This window comes from Streptomyces sp. DG2A-72, assembly GCF_030499575.1.
GTDB lineage: Bacteria > Actinomycetota > Actinomycetes > Streptomycetales > Streptomycetaceae > Streptomyces.
The window spans coordinates 2,049,997-2,065,000 of sequence record NZ_JASTLC010000001.1 but is presented as its reverse complement, the minus strand read 5'-3'; the positions used below and the strand labels follow the sequence as shown (position 1 = coordinate 2,065,000).

General features: G+C 68.7%; 14 protein-coding genes and 2 rRNA genes (1 of these 16 cut by a window edge). 13 read left to right on the top strand and 3 right to left on the bottom strand.

Annotated features, from left to right (window positions below):
- Together QQY66_RS09920 and rrf are read left to right on the top strand one after the other, a co-directional pair.
- Positions 1-2,152 (top strand): 23S ribosomal RNA (locus QQY66_RS09920); it begins 972 nt to the left of the window's first position.
- A gap of 106 nt (positions 2,153-2,258) precedes the next feature.
- Positions 2,259-2,375, top strand: a 5S ribosomal RNA gene (gene rrf, locus QQY66_RS09915).
- Positions 2,376-2,494: 119 nt separating this feature from the next.
- On the opposite strand, the gene QQY66_RS09910 is transcribed toward rrf, so the two are convergent.
- Positions 2,495-3,262 carry a hypothetical protein gene (locus QQY66_RS09910; protein ID WP_301987760.1) on the bottom strand — a complete coding sequence of 256 codons (768 nt, stop codon included), beginning with the start codon at positions 3,260-3,262 and terminating at the stop codon, positions 2,495-2,497.
- Between QQY66_RS09910 and QQY66_RS09905 the strand changes: the two genes are divergently transcribed.
- Together QQY66_RS09905 and QQY66_RS09900 are read left to right on the top strand one after the other, a co-directional pair.
- Complete coding sequence (locus tag QQY66_RS09905) at positions 3,234-3,740, top strand: hypothetical protein (RefSeq protein ID WP_301987759.1); 507 nt, start codon at positions 3,234-3,236, stop codon at positions 3,738-3,740. The genes QQY66_RS09910 and QQY66_RS09905 overlap by 29 nt on opposite strands.
- On the top strand, positions 3,632-4,369 hold the full coding sequence (locus tag QQY66_RS09900; protein ID WP_301987253.1) for a tetratricopeptide repeat protein: 738 nt from the start codon (positions 3,632-3,634) through the stop codon (positions 4,367-4,369). The genes QQY66_RS09905 and QQY66_RS09900 overlap by 109 nt, the downstream gene beginning before the upstream one ends.
- 49 nt (positions 4,370-4,418) lie before the next feature.
- Here QQY66_RS09900 and QQY66_RS09895 read toward each other — a convergent pair whose 3' ends face one another.
- Positions 4,419-5,711 carry a DUF1015 domain-containing protein gene (locus tag QQY66_RS09895; protein ID WP_301978762.1) on the bottom strand — a complete coding sequence of 431 codons (1,293 nt, stop codon included), beginning with the start codon at positions 5,709-5,711 and terminating at the stop codon, positions 4,419-4,421.
- A gap of 73 nt (positions 5,712-5,784) precedes the next feature.
- Between QQY66_RS09895 and QQY66_RS09890 the strand changes: the two genes are divergently transcribed.
- From QQY66_RS09890 to QQY66_RS09875, 4 genes are all read left to right on the top strand, one after another.
- A complete protein-coding gene (locus tag QQY66_RS09890) occupies positions 5,785-6,813 on the top strand; it encodes an HAD hydrolase-like protein (RefSeq protein WP_301978760.1) in 1,029 nt (342 codons plus the stop codon).
- Between the two features lie 88 nt (positions 6,814-6,901).
- Positions 6,902-7,945, top strand: coding sequence for an iron ABC transporter permease (locus QQY66_RS09885; protein ID WP_301978759.1), 1,044 nt, complete (start codon positions 6,902-6,904; stop codon positions 7,943-7,945).
- Complete coding sequence (locus tag QQY66_RS09880) at positions 7,942-8,982, top strand: iron chelate uptake ABC transporter family permease subunit (protein ID WP_301978758.1); 1,041 nt, start codon at positions 7,942-7,944, stop codon at positions 8,980-8,982. The genes QQY66_RS09885 and QQY66_RS09880 overlap by 4 nt, the downstream gene beginning before the upstream one ends.
- 23 nt (positions 8,983-9,005) lie before the next feature.
- Positions 9,006-9,887, top strand: a complete 882-nt coding sequence (locus QQY66_RS09875; protein ID WP_301978757.1) for an ABC transporter ATP-binding protein — start codon at positions 9,006-9,008, stop codon at positions 9,885-9,887.
- Here QQY66_RS09875 and QQY66_RS09870 read toward each other — a convergent pair.
- On the bottom strand, positions 9,871-10,218 hold the full coding sequence (locus QQY66_RS09870) for an SCP2 sterol-binding domain-containing protein (protein ID WP_301978756.1): 348 nt from the start codon (positions 10,216-10,218) through the stop codon (positions 9,871-9,873). The genes QQY66_RS09875 and QQY66_RS09870 overlap by 17 nt on opposite strands.
- 42 nt (positions 10,219-10,260) lie before the next feature.
- On the opposite strand from QQY66_RS09870, the gene QQY66_RS09865 reads away from it, so the two are divergent.
- The 5 genes from QQY66_RS09865 (at position 10,261) to QQY66_RS09845 (ending at position 14,909) form a co-directional block, all read left to right on the top strand.
- Positions 10,261-10,548, top strand: coding sequence for a hypothetical protein (locus QQY66_RS09865; protein WP_301978755.1), 288 nt, complete (start codon positions 10,261-10,263; stop codon positions 10,546-10,548).
- Between the two features lie 14 nt (positions 10,549-10,562).
- A complete protein-coding gene (locus tag QQY66_RS09860) occupies positions 10,563-11,378 on the top strand; it encodes a TlyA family RNA methyltransferase (protein ID WP_301978754.1) in 816 nt (271 codons plus the stop codon).
- Entirely contained in the window at positions 11,375-12,280 is a 906-nt protein-coding gene (locus QQY66_RS09855; RefSeq protein ID WP_301978753.1) for an NAD kinase, read from the top strand. The genes QQY66_RS09860 and QQY66_RS09855 overlap by 4 nt, the downstream gene beginning before the upstream one ends.
- 161 nt (positions 12,281-12,441) lie before the next feature.
- A complete protein-coding gene (gene recN, locus QQY66_RS09850; protein ID WP_301987251.1) occupies positions 12,442-14,160 on the top strand; it encodes a DNA repair protein RecN in 1,719 nt (572 codons plus the stop codon).
- Between the two features lie 23 nt (positions 14,161-14,183).
- A complete protein-coding gene (locus QQY66_RS09845) occupies positions 14,184-14,909 on the top strand; it encodes a hypothetical protein (RefSeq protein ID WP_301978752.1) in 726 nt (241 codons plus the stop codon).
- The last annotated feature ends 95 nt before the right edge of the window (positions 14,910-15,004 follow it).

Below are 15,004 nucleotides of genomic sequence, written 5' to 3'. Positions count from 1 at the left end.
GATAGGCGATGGGCCCTACCGGGTTACTGACCTTAGCCAAACTCCGAATGCCGGTAAGTGAGAGCGCGGCAGTGAGACTGTGGGGGATAAGCTCCATGGTCGAGAGGGAAACAGCCCAGAGCATCGACTAAGGCCCCTAAGCGTACGCTAAGTGGGAAAGGATGTGGAGTCGCACAGACAACCAGGAGGTTGGCTTAGAAGCAGCCACCCTTGAAAGAGTGCGTAATAGCTCACTGGTCTAGTGATTCCGCGCCGACAATGTAGCGGGGCTCAAGCGTACCGCCGAAGTCGTGTCAATCCAGCATAAAGGGCTAACGCCTGCTGGGTTGGGTAGGGGAGCGTCGTCTGCCGGGTGAAGCAGCCGCGGAAGCGAGTTGTGGACGGTTGACGAGTGAGAATGCAGGCATGAGTAGCGATTCACACGTGGGAAACGTGTGCGCCGATTGACTAAGGGTTCCTGGGTCAAGCTGATCTGCCCAGGGTAAGTCGGGACCTAAGGCGAGGCCGACAGGCGTAGTCGATGGATAACCGGTTGATATTCCGGTACCCGCTGTAAAGCGTCAAACATTGAATCCAGTGATGCTAAGCCCGTGAAGCCGTTCCGGACCCTTCGGGGAATGGAAAGTGGTGGAGCCGGTGACCCGAGTTGGTAGTAGGTGAGTGATGGGGTGACGCAGGAAGGTAGTCCATCCCGGGCGGTGGTTGTCCCGGGGTAAGGGTGTAGCCCGAGTGGTAGGTAAATCCGCCACTCACATGGGGTGAGACCTGATGCCGAGCCGATTGTGGTGAAGTGGATGATCCTATGCTGTCGAGAAAAGCCTCTAGCGAGTTTTATGGCGGCCCGTACCCTAAACCGACTCAGGTGGTCAGGTAGAGAATACCGAGGCGTTCGGGTGAACTATGGTTAAGGAACTCGGCAAAATGCCCCCGTAACTTCGGGAGAAGGGGGGCCATCACTGGTGATGACACTTTGCTGTCTGAGCTGGGGGTGGCCGCAGAGACCAGCGAGAAGCGACTGTTTACTAAAAACACAGGTCCGTGCGAAGCCGTAAGGCGATGTATACGGACTGACGCCTGCCCGGTGCTGGAACGTTAAGGGGACCGGTTAGTCCTGTTTCGACGGGGCGAAGCTGAGAACTTAAGCGCCAGTAAACGGCGGTGGTAACTATAACCATCCTAAGGTAGCGAAATTCCTTGTCGGGTAAGTTCCGACCTGCACGAATGGCGTAACGACTTCTCGACTGTCTCAACCATAGGCCCGGTGAAATTGCACTACGAGTAAAGATGCTCGTTTCGCGCAGCAGGACGGAAAGACCCCGGGACCTTTACTACAGTTTGATATTGGTGTTCGGTTCGGCTTGTGTAGGATAGCTGGGAGACTTTGAAGCGGCCACGCCAGTGGTTGTGGAGTCGTCGTTGAAATACCAGTCTGGTCGTGCTGGATGTCTAACCTGGGTCCGTGATCCGGATCAGGGACAGTGTCTGATGGGTAGTTTAACTGGGGCGGTTGCCTCCTAAAGAGTAACGGAGGCGCCCAAAGGTTCCCTCAGCCTGGTTGGCAATCAGGTGTTGAGTGTAAGTGCACAAGGGAGCTTGACTGTGAGACCGACGGGTCGAGCAGGGACGAAAGTCGGGACTAGTGATCCGGCGGTGGCTTGTGGAAGCGCCGTCGCTCAACGGATAAAAGGTACCCCGGGGATAACAGGCTGATCTTCCCCAAGAGTCCATATCGACGGGATGGTTTGGCACCTCGATGTCGGCTCGTCGCATCCTGGGGCTGGAGTCGGTCCCAAGGGTTGGGCTGTTCGCCCATTAAAGCGGTACGCGAGCTGGGTTTAGAACGTCGTGAGACAGTTCGGTCCCTATCCGCTGCGCGCGCAGGAACATTGAGAAGGGCTGTCCCTAGTACGAGAGGACCGGGACGGACGAACCTCTGGTGTGCCAGTTGTTCTGCCAAGGGCATGGCTGGTTGGCTACGTTCGGGAGGGATAACCGCTGAAAGCATCTAAGCGGGAAGCCTGCTTCGAGATGAGTGTTCCCACCCCCTTTGAGGGGTTAAGGCTCCCAGTAGACGACTGGGTTGATAGGCCGGATCTGGAAGCCCTGTAAGGGGTGGAGGTGACCGGTACTAATAGGCCGAGGGCTTGTCCTCAGTTGCTCGCGTCCACTGTGTCAGTTCTGAGACAACGAACAGTTGTCGGCTTTGAGCTTGAACATCTAACTGAAGAGTGTGCTTGTTCGCTCGAAACCAATAGGGTTTCGGTGGTCATAGCGTGAGGGAAACGCCCGGTTACATTCCGAACCCGGAAGCTAAGCCTTACAGCGCCGATGGTACTGCAGGGGGGACCCTGTGGGAGAGTAGGACACCGCCGAACAATCTTTGGAGGACCCCTGGTCCCAGCGTTCAGCTGGGGCCAGGGGTCCTTTTGTTTTTACTGGAGCGCGCCGGGTGTCCCGAGTTGCGCGAGAATGACTGCGGTACCGAAGACAGGAGTCACCCATGTCCACCAACTCTCCCGAAGACCGACCGGAGCGCGACCAGCGGCGACGGGACAGTGGTGACCGTGGTGATCGCGGCGGGTACCGGGGTGGTCCGCGGCGCGGCAACGACCGCGCAGGTGGTGACCGAGGTGGGAACGACCGTGGTGGGTACGGTCGCGGCAACGACCGCCGTGACGACCGCCGTGATGACCGTCGGGGCGACGACCGTGGCGATCGCGGTGGCTTCCGACGCGACGACCGGGACCGGGATCGGGACCGAGGTGGCTACGGCGGTCGCGACGACCGTTCCGGTGGTCCGCGTCGCGACGACCGCGGCGGGCGGCCCGGGGGTTTCCGCCGGGACGGAGACCGTCCTCCGTTCCGGCGCGACGACCGTGGGGATCGTACCGACCGCAGTGACCGCGGTGGAGATCGCCCTCCGTTCCGTTGCGATGACCGCGGTGACCGGGGCGGAGACCGTCCCCCGTTCCGCCGCGACGACCGCGGCGGAGACCGTCCCCCCTTCCGTCGCGATGACCGCGGCGACAGGGGCGGGTCCCGGCGGGACGACCGTGGTGACCGTCCGGAGCGTGTTGGATTCCGCCGCGACGACAGTGGCGGACGGCCCGGAGGTTTCCGCGGTCGGGACGACCGGCGTGACGAGCGCAGGGACGACCGCCGCGAAGGCGACCGTCCCGGGATCCGCCGTGATGACAGCCGTGGCTACGGCCGCAGGGACGACGACCGTGGTCATGGCCGCAGGGACGACGACCGTGGTCATGGCCGCCGGGATGACGATCGCGGCCAGGGCCGCCGTGACGACGATCGTGGCTACGGTCGGCGCGACGACCGCAGGGACGACCGCCGAGGTGGCGACGACCGTGGGCCCCGTGGTGGCTTCCGTCGGGACGACAGTCGGCGGGATGACAGTCGCGGGGACAGTCGAGGTGAGCGCGGTGGGTTCCGTGGGCGTGACGGGCGTGACGGGCGGGACGACCGTAGCCGTGGGCCCCGGCGTGACGACCGTGGTGGGCGGCCCGGGGGATTCCGTGGCCGGGATGATCGGCGGGACGACCGCAGGGGTGATGACCGGCGTGGCGGTGGGCGTTTCCGTGATGAGCGTGACCGGGACCGGGAGCCCATCAAGCGGCTGCCGATTCCGGAGGACGTCACCGGCGAGGAGATCGACAAGGACGTACGGCAGGAGCTGCAGAGTCTGCCGAAGGGACTTGCCGAGGACGTCGCCAAGAACCTGGTGATGGTCGCCCGGCTCATCGACGAGGACCCGGAGGGCGCGTACGGCTACTCCAAGGTGGCCCTGCGGCTGGCGTCGCGCGTCGCCGCCGTACGCGAGGCTGCTGGATTCGCGGCGTACGCGAACCAGAAGTACAGCGAGGCGCTCGCCGAGTTCCGGGCCGCACGGCGGATGACCGGGAACGTGGATCTGTGGCCCGTCATGGCCGACTGCGAGCGTGGTCTCGGGCGGCCCGAGAAGGCGCTGGACATGGCCGGGGCGCCCGAGGTGAACAAGCTCGACAAGGCAGGTCAGGTCGAGATGCGGCTTGTCGCGGCGGGTGCCCGGCGTGACATGGAGCAGCTCGACGCGGCGATCGTGACGCTGCAGAGCCCGGAGCTGGCCGCCGGTTCCGTACAGCCGTGGACCGCGCGGCTGCGGTACGCGTATGCCGATGCGCTGCTCGCCGCCGGTCGGGAGGCCGAGGCGCGGGAGTGGTTCGCGAAGGCGGTCGAGGCCGACAAGGACGGCAGCACGGACGCGTCCGACCGGCTTGCCGAGCTGGACGGTGTCGAGTTCGTCGACGCGTTGGACGAGAACGAGGGCGACGAGACGACGCCGCGGCCATCCTCTGAGGATGGCGAGGAGGACTAGTCGGAGACCAGGGGCGGGATCCTGAGCATGGGTCCCGCCCCTTCGTCGTTCAGAGGTCCAACGCGCGTAGCACCAGGCCCGACGCCGGTTTCGGGCCGAACGACGTGGACTTGCGGGGCATCGTGACGCCCTGGCGGGCCAGGTCGCGTACGACCTCCTCGCGGACCGGGTGCATCAGGACGGCCGTACCGCCGTCGCGTTCCGCCTTGCTGACCGTGGCCGCGGTGTCGTGGATGTAGGCGATGTGGGTGGGGGAGTCCTCGGGGATGTGCCAGACGTGGTCGAGGAGTGTGGCGTGCAGGACGGTCGCGTCCAGGGTGCGCCAGGCTGCGGGGTGCTCCGTCGGGACGGTGCGGGCCAGGAGGTCCGGGTCCGGTTCGTCGACGAGGTGGAACGTGCCGTCGCCGGCCAGCAGGAAGGCGTTGCCGGCACCGGCCGCGTCGGTGAGGGCGTCCAGAGCCTCGAGGAGGGGGACTTCCAGGTGGCGTACGCGGAACAGGCCGTCGAGGGGCTTGAGTGCTTCCGCGACCGGTAGGCCGTGCAGGAGGCGGTGGATGGCGCGGACGCGGAGCGGGTAGCGGGTCGTGTCCACGAGGAGGACGAGGCCGTGGTCCCAGGGGCTGGGGGAGGGGTGCTCCGCGCGTAGACGCCGGTATGTCGCCCAGCGGTGGTGACCGTCGGCGATCAGGGCCTGGTGCCCGGCGAGGTCGGCCTGGATGCGGGCCTGCTCGTCGGGGGCGGTGATCGACCACAGGCGGTGGCTGAAGCCGTCCTCCGTGGTCGTGGAGAGGAGCGGGGGCTGCTCCGCCGTACGTTCGATGATTGCGGCGGTGTCGGTTGCCGAGCCGTTGCCGCGGTACGTCAGGAGCAGGGGCTCGAGGTTCGCGGATGTGGCGCGCATGAGGTCGGCTCGGTCGGCCACGATGTGCGGCATGACGTCCTCGTGCGGCAGGACCAGGCCTTCCGCGGGATCCGTCACGCGCAGGGCGCCGATCACACCGCGTTGCAGCATGCCGTCGCCGTCGCGTTGTTCGTAGACGTACAGGCCGGGCCGCGGGTCGGCCGCCAGGACCCCTTCGGAGAGCCAGCGCCGCAGGGTCTTGGCCGCCTGTTCGTTGCGGGCGGCGGCGGTGGGTGCCTGGGGGAGAATCAGGCGGACGATGTTGTACGGGTCGGCCGACTCGAGATGGAGCACGCCGTCGGGGCGGACCACGACGTCGTACGGCGGTGAGGTCACGGCGGCCAGACTGCCGACCCGGTCGGGGTCGTAGCGGAGCCCTCGGAACGGGGTGAGTTCGAGGCCCCGGTGCGCCGTTGCTCCCGAGTGACCTGCTGAGTTCATCCCGGCATCGTACGTGTGTCAGTGGCATGCGCGATGATCGGGGGGAATGCCGTCGAACGAGGAGCGATGCGGAATGAGCCAGAGCGTCAGGACGAGGCCCAAGGGCAGTGGCCAGGCCCTGAGCGAGGCGTACGACACGGCGCTGCTCGACCTGGACGGAGTGGTGTACGCGGGTGGGAACGCGATCGCGTACGCCGTCGAATCGCTTGCCGCCGCTCGCTCGGGAGGCATGCACCTGGCGTATGTCACGAACAACGCTCTGCGCACCCCTGACGTCGTCTCCGCGCATCTGACCGCGCTGGGCATACCGACGGCGGCGTCCGACGTCATCACCTCGGCGCAGGCGGTCGCCCGGCTGATCGCCGAGCACGTGCCGCAGGGCTCCCGTGTGCTGGTGATCGGCGGGGAGGGGCTGCGGGTCGCGTTGCGCGAGCGGGGGCTCGAGCCGGTGGAGTCGGCGGATGACGATCCGGCGGCGGTCGTGCAGGGGTACGGCGGGCCCGAACTGCCGTGGGGCCGCTTCGCGGAGGCGTGCCACGCCATCGCGCGCGGGGTGCCGTGGTTCGCGTCCAACACCGACCTGACGATTCCCAGTGCGCGTGGGATCGCGCCGGGCAACGGCGCGGCGGTGCAGGTCGTCCGGATCGCGACGGGTGCCGAGCCGCAGGTGGCCGGGAAGCCGCTGCCTCCGATGCACCGGGAGACGGTCCTGCGGACCGGGGCCGAGCGGCCGCTGGTGGTGGGGGACCGCCTGGACACGGACATCGAGGGTGCGTTCAACGGAGGCGTGGACTCGCTGCTGGTGCTGACCGGTGTGACCGACGGGCCTCTGCTGCTCTCCGCGCCGCCGCGGCACCGGCCGACGTTTGTCGACGCCGATCTGCGCGGCCTGCTCACCGGCCAGCCGGAGGTCACGGCGGAGAGTGACGGGTTCCGGTGTGGTGGCTGGAGGGCGAAGGCCGGCGCCGAGAGGCTGGAACTCGACGGTGACGGCGAGGCGTTGGACGGACTGCGGGCGCTGTGTGCGGCGGCCTGGACGTCGGCCGGGGAGGGTGTGTGCGAGCTGGACGGGGGGAAGGCGCTGGCGCGGCTGGGGTTGTGAGCTCTCGCGGTCACTCACCGACGGGGGGTCCGCGTACTGCAACGGAGCGGAATCGTGGCCGAAGGGGAGGGTAGGCTAACCTAACTGCGTGTTGGTCGACAGTCCTCCCGAACAGCGCGCGGAGACCGCCCCCGCGCCCCCGAAACGCCGGGCGATACGTGCCTTTGGGCTGCTTGTCTCCGTGGCGATCCTGTTGCTCGTCGCGCTGGCGAGCGTCGCGATCGGCGCGAAAGAGCTGTCCGTTGACCAGGTGTGGCACGGATTGTTCGAGGAGTCGGGGACGTACGGCGATGTCGTCGTCGCGGAGCGGCTCTCGCGGACCGTGCTGGGACTGCTCGCCGGTGCCGCGCTGGGCCTGGCGGGCGCGGTGCTCCAGGCGCTCACCCGCAATCCGCTGGCCGACCCGGGTCTGCTCGGAATCAACGCGGGCGCCTCGGCCGCGGTCGTCACCGCCATCACCTACTTCGGCGTCACCAGCCTGACCGGCTATGTGTGGTTCGCGTTCTTCGGCGCGGCCGCGGTCGGAGCGCTGGTCTGGTTCCTCGGCGGCAGCCGGGGCGCCACGCCGGTGCGGCTCGCGCTCGCCGGCACCGCGATCAGCGCCGCGCTCTACGGCTATCTCCAGGCCGTGATGATCATGGACGAGGCCGCGCTGGGCAAGATGCGCTTCTGGACGGTCGGTTCGCTGAGTTCGGCGACCAACGACATCATCCTGAAGGTGCTGCCCTTCCTCGCCTTCGGCATGCTGCTCGCTTTCGCGCTCGCCCGGCCGCTCAACGCCATGGCCATGGGCGACGACACCGCCAAGGCTCTGGGCGCCAACCTCAACCGCACACGGGCACTGTCCATGCTCGCCGCCACCGTGCTGTGCGGGGCCGCGACCGCCGCCTGCGGGCCGATCGTCTTCGTCGGGCTGATGGTGCCGCACGTCGTACGGTCCTTCACCGGTCCCGATCTGCGCTGGATCCTGCCGTACGCGGCCGTCCTGTCGCCGGTGCTGCTGCTGGGCGCCGATGTGATCGGCAGGATCGTGGCCCGGCCCGCGGAGCTGCAGGTCGGCATCGTGACCGCGATCCTCGGCGGGCCGGTCTTCATCTTTCTGGTACGACGGCGGAGGACGGCCCAGCTGTGAAGACGACCAACCGTGCCATCAGGACGCCCGGCGGGCTCTCCGTCCGGCTGGACGTCCGTGCCTTCACCGTCGTAGCCCTGCTGCTGCTCGCCGCACTCGTCGCGAGCGTCCTGCTGATCGGCACCGGCGACTTCCCCATCTCGGTGGGCGATGTGCTCAAGACGCTGGTGGGCAACGGCAATGCGGGGCAGGAGTTCATCGTCAACGATCTGCGGCTGCCGCGGGTCCTGGTCGGGCTCCTGGTGGGTGCCTCGCTGGGGCTGGGCGGTGCGCTGTTCCAGGCCATCTCCCGTAATCCGCTGGGCAGTCCGGACATCCTCGGCCTCGGGCAGGGTGCGACGGCCGGTGCGCTGGTCGTGATCGTGCTGATGTCGGGCAGCGCGGCCCAGGTCACCGTCGGGGCGCTGGTGGGCGGTCTGGTGACCGGTCTGGCCATCTATCTGCTCGCCTGGAAGCGGGGTGTGCACGGGTATCGACTGGTGCTGGTCGGTATCGGTGTGTCCGCGATCGTGACGGCGGTCAACGGCTATCTGCTCACCAAGGCCGACCTGGTCGACGCGGCCCGTGCGGTCGTCTGGATGACCGGGTCCCTCAACGGCCGTGACTGGGAACAGGTCTGGCCGCTGCTCTGGCTGTGCGCCGTGCTCGTGCCGCTGGTTCTCGCCAATGCGCGCGCTCTGCGGATGATGGAGATGGGCGACGACGTGTCGAACGCCCTCGGGGTGCGCGTCGAGCGCGTCCGGATGCTGCTGATGGTGGCCGCCGTACTGCTCACCGCGGCCGCGACCGCCGCCGCCGGGCCCGTCAGCTTCGTCGCGCTCACCGCCCCCCAGCTCGCCCGGCGCCTGACCCGCTCACCCGGGCCGAATCTGCTGCCGTCCCTGTGCATGGGCGCCGCGCTGCTGGTCATCGCCGACTGGGCCTCACAACGGGTGTTCGGCGCCGACCAGCTGCCCGTGGGCGTGGTCACCGGAGTGGTCGGCGGCGTCTATCTGCTGTGGCTGCTGGTCACCGAGCGCAAGGCGGGGCGGATATGAGGGCTCCGAGGAAAACGGCGGACATGAGCGCTGCGAAGACGACGCGTGGCACTGCGAACGAGAACACCAAGAGGAGCACCGTGAACCGCCTGTCCGCCGAGGACGTCACCCTCGCCTACGACCAGCGCGTCATCGCCGAGCAGTTGTCGGTGGAGATACCCGACAACTCCTTCACGGTGATCGTCGGCCCGAACGCGTGCGGCAAGTCCACGCTGCTGCGGGCGCTGTCACGGATGCTGAAGCCCAGCCGGGGCCGAGTGCTGCTCGACGGCTCGGTCATCCAGTCGATGCCCGCGAAGAAGGTCGCGCGGACGCTGGGCCTGCTGCCGCAGTCGTCGATCGCGCCCGACGGAATCACGGTCGCCGACCTGGTGGGCCGCGGCCGGTACCCGCACCAGGGGATCCTGCGCCAGTGGTCGACCGAGGACGAGCGGGTCGTACAGGAGTCGATGCAGCAGACCGGCGTCGCCGAGCTGGCCGATCGCTATGTCGACGAATTGTCCGGCGGTCAGCGGCAGCGCGTGTGGATCGCGATGGCGCTGGCGCAGCAGACGCCGTTGCTGCTGCTGGACGAGCCGACGACGTATCTCGACATCCAGCATCAGATCGACGTGCTCGATCTCTGTGCGGAGCTGCATGAGGAGCAGGGGCGCACGCTGGTCGCCGTACTCCACGACCTCAACCATGCCGCCCGGTACGCCACCCACCTCATCGCCCTGAAGGACGGGGCGATCATCGCCGAGGGCGCTCCGAACGACATCGTCACCGCGGAGCTGGTCGAGGAGGTCTTCGGGCTGCGCTGCCAGGTCATCGACGACCCGGAGACGGGGACGCCGCTGGTGGTGCCGGCCGCGCGGAAGGCGCGGACCGACGACAGGAAGGTCGCCGCTACAGAAGCTTCCTGAGGACGAGCAGGTCGCGCAGGCTCGCGTGCAGCTTCACCCGGCCCGAGCCCCAGGCCTTCGCGAAGTTCAGCTCGCCGTCGACCAGTGCCACCAGGTCGTCGCCGGCCAGGCTGAACCTGATCTGGGCCTTCTCCTGGGGTGGGCCCTGGAGGGTCTCGTGGACCTCGATCCGGCCGCCCGTCATGCGTCCCGCGAACGTGACGTCCAGGTCGGTGATGTGGCAGCTCACCGAGCGTTCCAGGGCTGCGGCCGTGCGGGCGTCCCCCTCGGCGTCCTGCATGTTGTCCGAGAGCTTTTCGAGTGCGGCGCGGCACTCCTCAATCGTGGCCATCGAGATCGACGGTACCCCAGCGGTTCGGGGTAGCGTCAGGGCATGAGCGACTCACTGCCGGGGACCGAGATCCCGGAGGAGGAGACGGCGCCGGTCGAGCCCGAGTACGACCCCGCCGGCCCCGCCCCGCTGAACGTCCCGCGCACCCCCACCGGCAACGCCGACGTCGACGCCCAGCTGGAGCGGCTCGGCGATACCGACCACCTCGCCACGGACGGACACGTGGAGGTGTACGAGGATGTACATCGGGGACTGCGTGACGCGCTCACCGCGCTCGACGCCCGCCCGGGTCCTCCGGCGCCCCCGACGTCGTACGGACAACGGACATAGGAGCTGAACCGAACGTGGCAGGAGTCGCACGCCGCCGTCTCGATGCGGAGCTGGTCCGCCGGAAGCTCGCGCGCTCGCGTGAGCATGCCAGCCAGCTGATCGCCGCAGGGCGCGTGAGTGTCGGCAAGACCGTCGCGACCAAACCGGCCACGCAGGTGGAGACCGCGGCGGCGATCGTGGTCCAGACGGACTCCGGCGACCCGGAGTACGTGTCGCGGGGCGGCCACAAGCTCGCCGGTGCGCTGCGGGTCTTCATGGAGCAGGGGCTGGTCGTCGAGGGGCGTCGGGCGCTCGACGCCGGCGCGTCCACGGGTGGCTTCACGGACGTCCTGCTGCGGACCGGAGCCGCGCAGGTCGTCGCCGTGGACGTCGGATACGGACAACTCGCGTGGACTCTGCAGAGCGATGAACGCGTCACCGTCAAGGACCGTACGAACGTACGCGAGTTGACGCTTGAGGCGATCGATGGGGAGCCCGTGGATCTTGTCGTGGGGGATCTGTCCTTCATCCCGCTCGGACTGGTGCTGCCCGCCCTGGTGCGGTGCGTGCGGTCGGACGCCGATCTGGTGATGATGGTCAAGCCGCAGTTCGAGGTGGGGAAGGAGCGGCTGGGGAGCGGGGGCGTGGTGCGCAGTCCGGAGCTGAGGGCCGAGGCCGTACGGGGTGTCGCCCGGCGGGCCTGGGATCTCGGACTCGGCGTGAAAGGCGTCACCGCCAGTCCGCTGCCCGGGCCCTCCGGGAATGTCGAGTACTTTCTGTGGATGCGGGCCGGAGCAGCCGAACTGGACCCGGCCGACGTTGACCGTGCAGTGGCGGAGGGGCCGCGTTGACACAGAACCGAGCTCGTACTGTTTTTCTGCTCGCCCACACCGGCCGGCCTGCGGCGATCCGCAGCGCCGAGCTCGTGGTCAAGGGGTTGCTGCGGGAGGGTATCGGGGTGCGCGTCCTGGAGTACGAGGCGCGTGACCTGCCCTTGCCCGACGAGGTGGAGCTGGTCAAGGAGGCGACTGCGCAGTGCCTCGACGGGTGTGAGCTGCTGATCGTGCTGGGCGGCGACGGGACGTTGCTGCGCGGCGCCGAGTTCGCGCGGGCGTCCGGGGTGCCGATGCTCGGCGTCAATCTCGGGCGGGTCGGTTTCCTCGCCGAGGCCGAGCGGGACGATCTCGACAAGGTTGTCGACCGGGTGGTGACGAAGGCGTACGAGGTCGAGGAGCGGATGACCGTCGATGTCGTCGTGCACAGCAACGGGGACATCGTGCATACGGACTGGGCGCTGAACGAGGCGGCGGTGCAGAAGGCGGGCGCCGAGAAGCTGCTCGAGGTCGTGCTGGAGATTGATGGGCGGCCGGTGACGGGGTTCGGGTGCGACGGGATTGTGCTGTCGACGCCTACTGGGTCTACCGCGTATGCGTTTTCTGCCGGCGGGCCTGTGGTGTGGCCTGAGGTTGAGGCGCTGTTGATGGTGCCGATCTCGGCGCATGCGTTGTTTGCGAAGCCGTTGGTCACTTCGCCGGATTCTGTGCTGGCGGTGGAGGTTCTGCCGCATATTCCGCCGGGTGTGTTGTGGTGTGACGGGCGGCGGACCGTGGAGTTGCCTGCGGGGGCTCGGGTTGAGGTGCGGCGGGGGGCTGTGCCGGTGCGGTTGGCTCGGTTGCATCATGCGTCGTTCACTGACCGGCTGGTGGCCAAGTTTGCGTTGCCGGTTTCCGGGTGGCGAGGGGCGCCGCATTAGCCGGTTGTGGGGGGTGGCTTCGGAGCGTTGGGGGCTGCGGGTTCGTTGTGGCTTGTCGCGCAGTTCCCCGCGCCCCTTTGGGTCGGTCCACTCCCGTGGGTGACAGGGTGCCTCGCACTCTTGCTGCTCTACCTCGTAAGGTCGTGTCCGTGTTGGAGGAGATGCGGATACGGTCGCTCGGAGTCATCGATGATGCGGTCGTCGAGTTGTCGCCGGGGTTCACCGCTGTCACCGGTGAGACCGGTGCCGGTAAGACCATGGTCGTCACCAGCCTCGGGCTGCTGCTCGGGGGGCGGGCCGATCCGGCGCTCGTGCGGATCGGGTCCGAGAAGGCGGTCGTGGAGGGGCGGATCGGCGTGCCCGAGGGTGCCTCCGCCGCCGTACGGGCCGAGGAGGCCGGGGCGGAGCTTGATGACGGGGCGCTGTTGATCAGCCGTACCGTTTCCGCCGAAGGGCGGTCGCGGGCGCATCTCGGTGGGCGGAGTGTGCCGGTCGGGGTGCTGGCGGAGCTGGCCGATGAGCTGGTGGCCGTGCATGGGCAGACCGATCAGCAGGGATTGCTGAAGCTGTCCCGGCAGCGGCAGGCGCTCGACCGGTATGCGGGAGAGGCCGTCGCAGGGCCGCTCGCCAAGTACGGGGAGGCGTATCGGCGGCTGCGGGCCGTCTCCGCGGAGCTCGACGAGATCACCACGCGCGCGCGTGAGCGGGCTCAGGAAGCCGACATGCTGCGGTACGGGCTCGAGGAGATCGCGGGCGTCGAGCCGCGTGCCGGTGAGGACGTCGAACTGGCGGAGGAGGCCGAGCGGCTGGGGCACGCGGAGGCGCTGGCGTCCGCCGCGACGGCCGGGCATGCCGCCCTCGCCGGGAATCCGGAGGATCCGGAGGGGGTCGACGCGGCGACGCTCGTCGCGGGGGCGCAGCGGGCGTTGGACGCGGTGCGGTCGCACGATCCGGCGCTGGCCGCGCTGGCGGACCGGATCGGGGAGATCGGGATTCTGCTGGGAGATGTGGCCGGGGAGCTGGCGGGGTACGCCGACGATCTGGATGCCGATCCCTTGCGGCTGGCCGCCGTGGAGGAGCGGCGGGCCGCTCTCAGCGCCCTGACCCGGAAGTACGGCGAGGATGTCGCCTCCGTGCTCGCCTGGGCCGAGCAGGGCGCCGCGCGGCTCACCGAGCTGGACGGCGACGACGAGCGGCTCGACGAGCTGACCGCCGAGCGGGATGCGCTGCGGGCCGAACTGGGCGGACTGGCGCAGGCGTTGACGGATGCGCGGGCGGAGGCCGCCGAGCGGTTCGCCGCCGCGGTGACCGCCGAGCTGGCCTCGCTGGCCATGCCGCACGCGCGCGTGTCGTTCGACATCCGGCAGACCGAGGACCCCGAGGGGGTCGAGGTCGGCGGGCGTACGGTCGCGTACGGGCCGTCGGGCGCAGACGAGGTCGAGCTGCTGCTCGCCCCGCATCCGGGCGCGCCGCCCCGGCCCATCGCCAAGGGGGCGTCCGGTGGTGAGCTGTCGCGCGTGATGCTGGCCGTGGAGGTCGTGTTCGCGGGGACCGATCCGGTGCCGACCTATCTCTTCGACGAGGTCGACGCGGGTGTCGGTGGCAAGGCGGCCGTGGAGATCGGGCGGCGGCTGGCTCGGCTCGCCAAGACCGCGCAGGTCGTCGTCGTGACGCATCTGCCGCAGGTCGCCGCGTTCGCCGATCGGCAGCTGCTGGTCGAGAAGACCAACGACGGGTCCGTCACCCGGTCCGGGGTGAAGGTCCTCGAAGGGGAGGAGCGGATCCGGGAGTTGTCCCGGATGCTCGCCGGCCAGGAGGACTCGGAGACGGCCCGGGCACATGCGGAGGAGTTGCTGGCGACGGCTCGGGCGGACGTGTAGTGGGGCCCGCTCAGGGTGTACGGATGATCATCACCCGACTCGGTCTGTCCGCCCTCCTCACCCGTGCAACTGCCGCCGTCCTCCGCGCCAAGGCCCCGGGCGAGTGCTGGCACCGCACGAACTACGCCGGGCGGACCGTCGAGTTGTACGCCGGTCCGGCGGCGGCCGTGGCGGCCACGCTCGGCACCGCACACGTCCGTCCCGCCGCCGCGCTCGCCGTGGCCGCCGCCGGGGCGTGTGGGGCGTATGACGATGTTGCCGGGGACCACCGGCGGGGTTTCGGCGCCCATCTGTCCGCGCTCCGGCAGGGTGAAGTCACCAGCGGCGCCGTCAAGTTGTTCGGGATCGGAGCCGCCGGTCTGGTCACCGGGGCCCTGCTCAAGGAGAAGCCGGTCGACAAGGTGCTCGCGGGGGTCGTGATCGCCGGGACCGCGCACTTCGTCAACCTCGTGGACGTACGCCCCGGGAGGGCTGCGGGGGCAGTGCTGCTTCTCGGAGCGCCGGGGCTGCTGCGCAAGGGACCGGATTTGGCTGCCGTCGCCGTGGGAGCCGCCGCTGCCGTGCTGCCCGACGATCTCGGTGAGCGGGCGATGCTCGGCGACACAGGAGCGCATGCGCTGGGTGCGGCGCTCGGTGCCGCCGTCGTCGCGAGCAACGGCCGGGCGGGACTCGTGGCGCACGCCGCAGCCGTCGTCGCCGCGGCGGTCTACGGAGACCAAGTCAGCGAAGCGGCTCGCTCACTCGTGTGAGTGACCGTGGGGCCGTGGTGTGCGGCCATGTCATCTCCGGGTTCACGGAACGCCCGTACGGCCTGGCATCCTTGGTGTTGTACGTCGTACGCGTA

What these genes read in the sequence shown, in the direction of transcription:
- QQY66_RS09865 (WP_301978755.1), top strand. Translation starts at nt 10,261, where the DNA reads ATGAGCGACTCACTGCCGGGGACCGAGATCCCGGAGGAGGAGACGGCG.
- recN (WP_301987251.1), top strand. Translation starts at nt 12,442, where the DNA reads ATGCGGATACGGTCGCTCGGAGTCATCGATGATGCGGTCGTCGAGTTG.
- QQY66_RS09845 (WP_301978752.1), top strand. Translation starts at nt 14,184, where the DNA reads ATGATCATCACCCGACTCGGTCTGTCCGCCCTCCTCACCCGTGCAACT.
- QQY66_RS09875 (WP_301978757.1), top strand. Translation starts at nt 9,006, where the DNA reads ATGAGCGCTGCGAAGACGACGCGTGGCACTGCGAACGAGAACACCAAG.
- QQY66_RS09910 (WP_301987760.1), bottom strand. Translation starts at nt 3,262, where the DNA reads ATGACCACGGTCGTCGTCCCTGCGGCCATGACCACGGTCGTCGTCCCT.
- QQY66_RS09890 (WP_301978760.1), top strand. Translation starts at nt 5,785, where the DNA reads ATGAGCCAGAGCGTCAGGACGAGGCCCAAGGGCAGTGGCCAGGCCCTG.
- QQY66_RS09905 (WP_301987759.1), top strand. Translation starts at nt 3,234, where the DNA reads ATGGCCGCAGGGACGACGACCGTGGTCATGGCCGCCGGGATGACGATC.
- QQY66_RS09870 (WP_301978756.1), bottom strand. Translation starts at nt 10,218, where the DNA reads ATGGCCACGATTGAGGAGTGCCGCGCCGCACTCGAAAAGCTCTCGGAC.
- QQY66_RS09895 (WP_301978762.1), bottom strand. Translation starts at nt 5,711, where the DNA reads ATGAACTCAGCAGGTCACTCGGGAGCAACGGCGCACCGGGGCCTCGAA.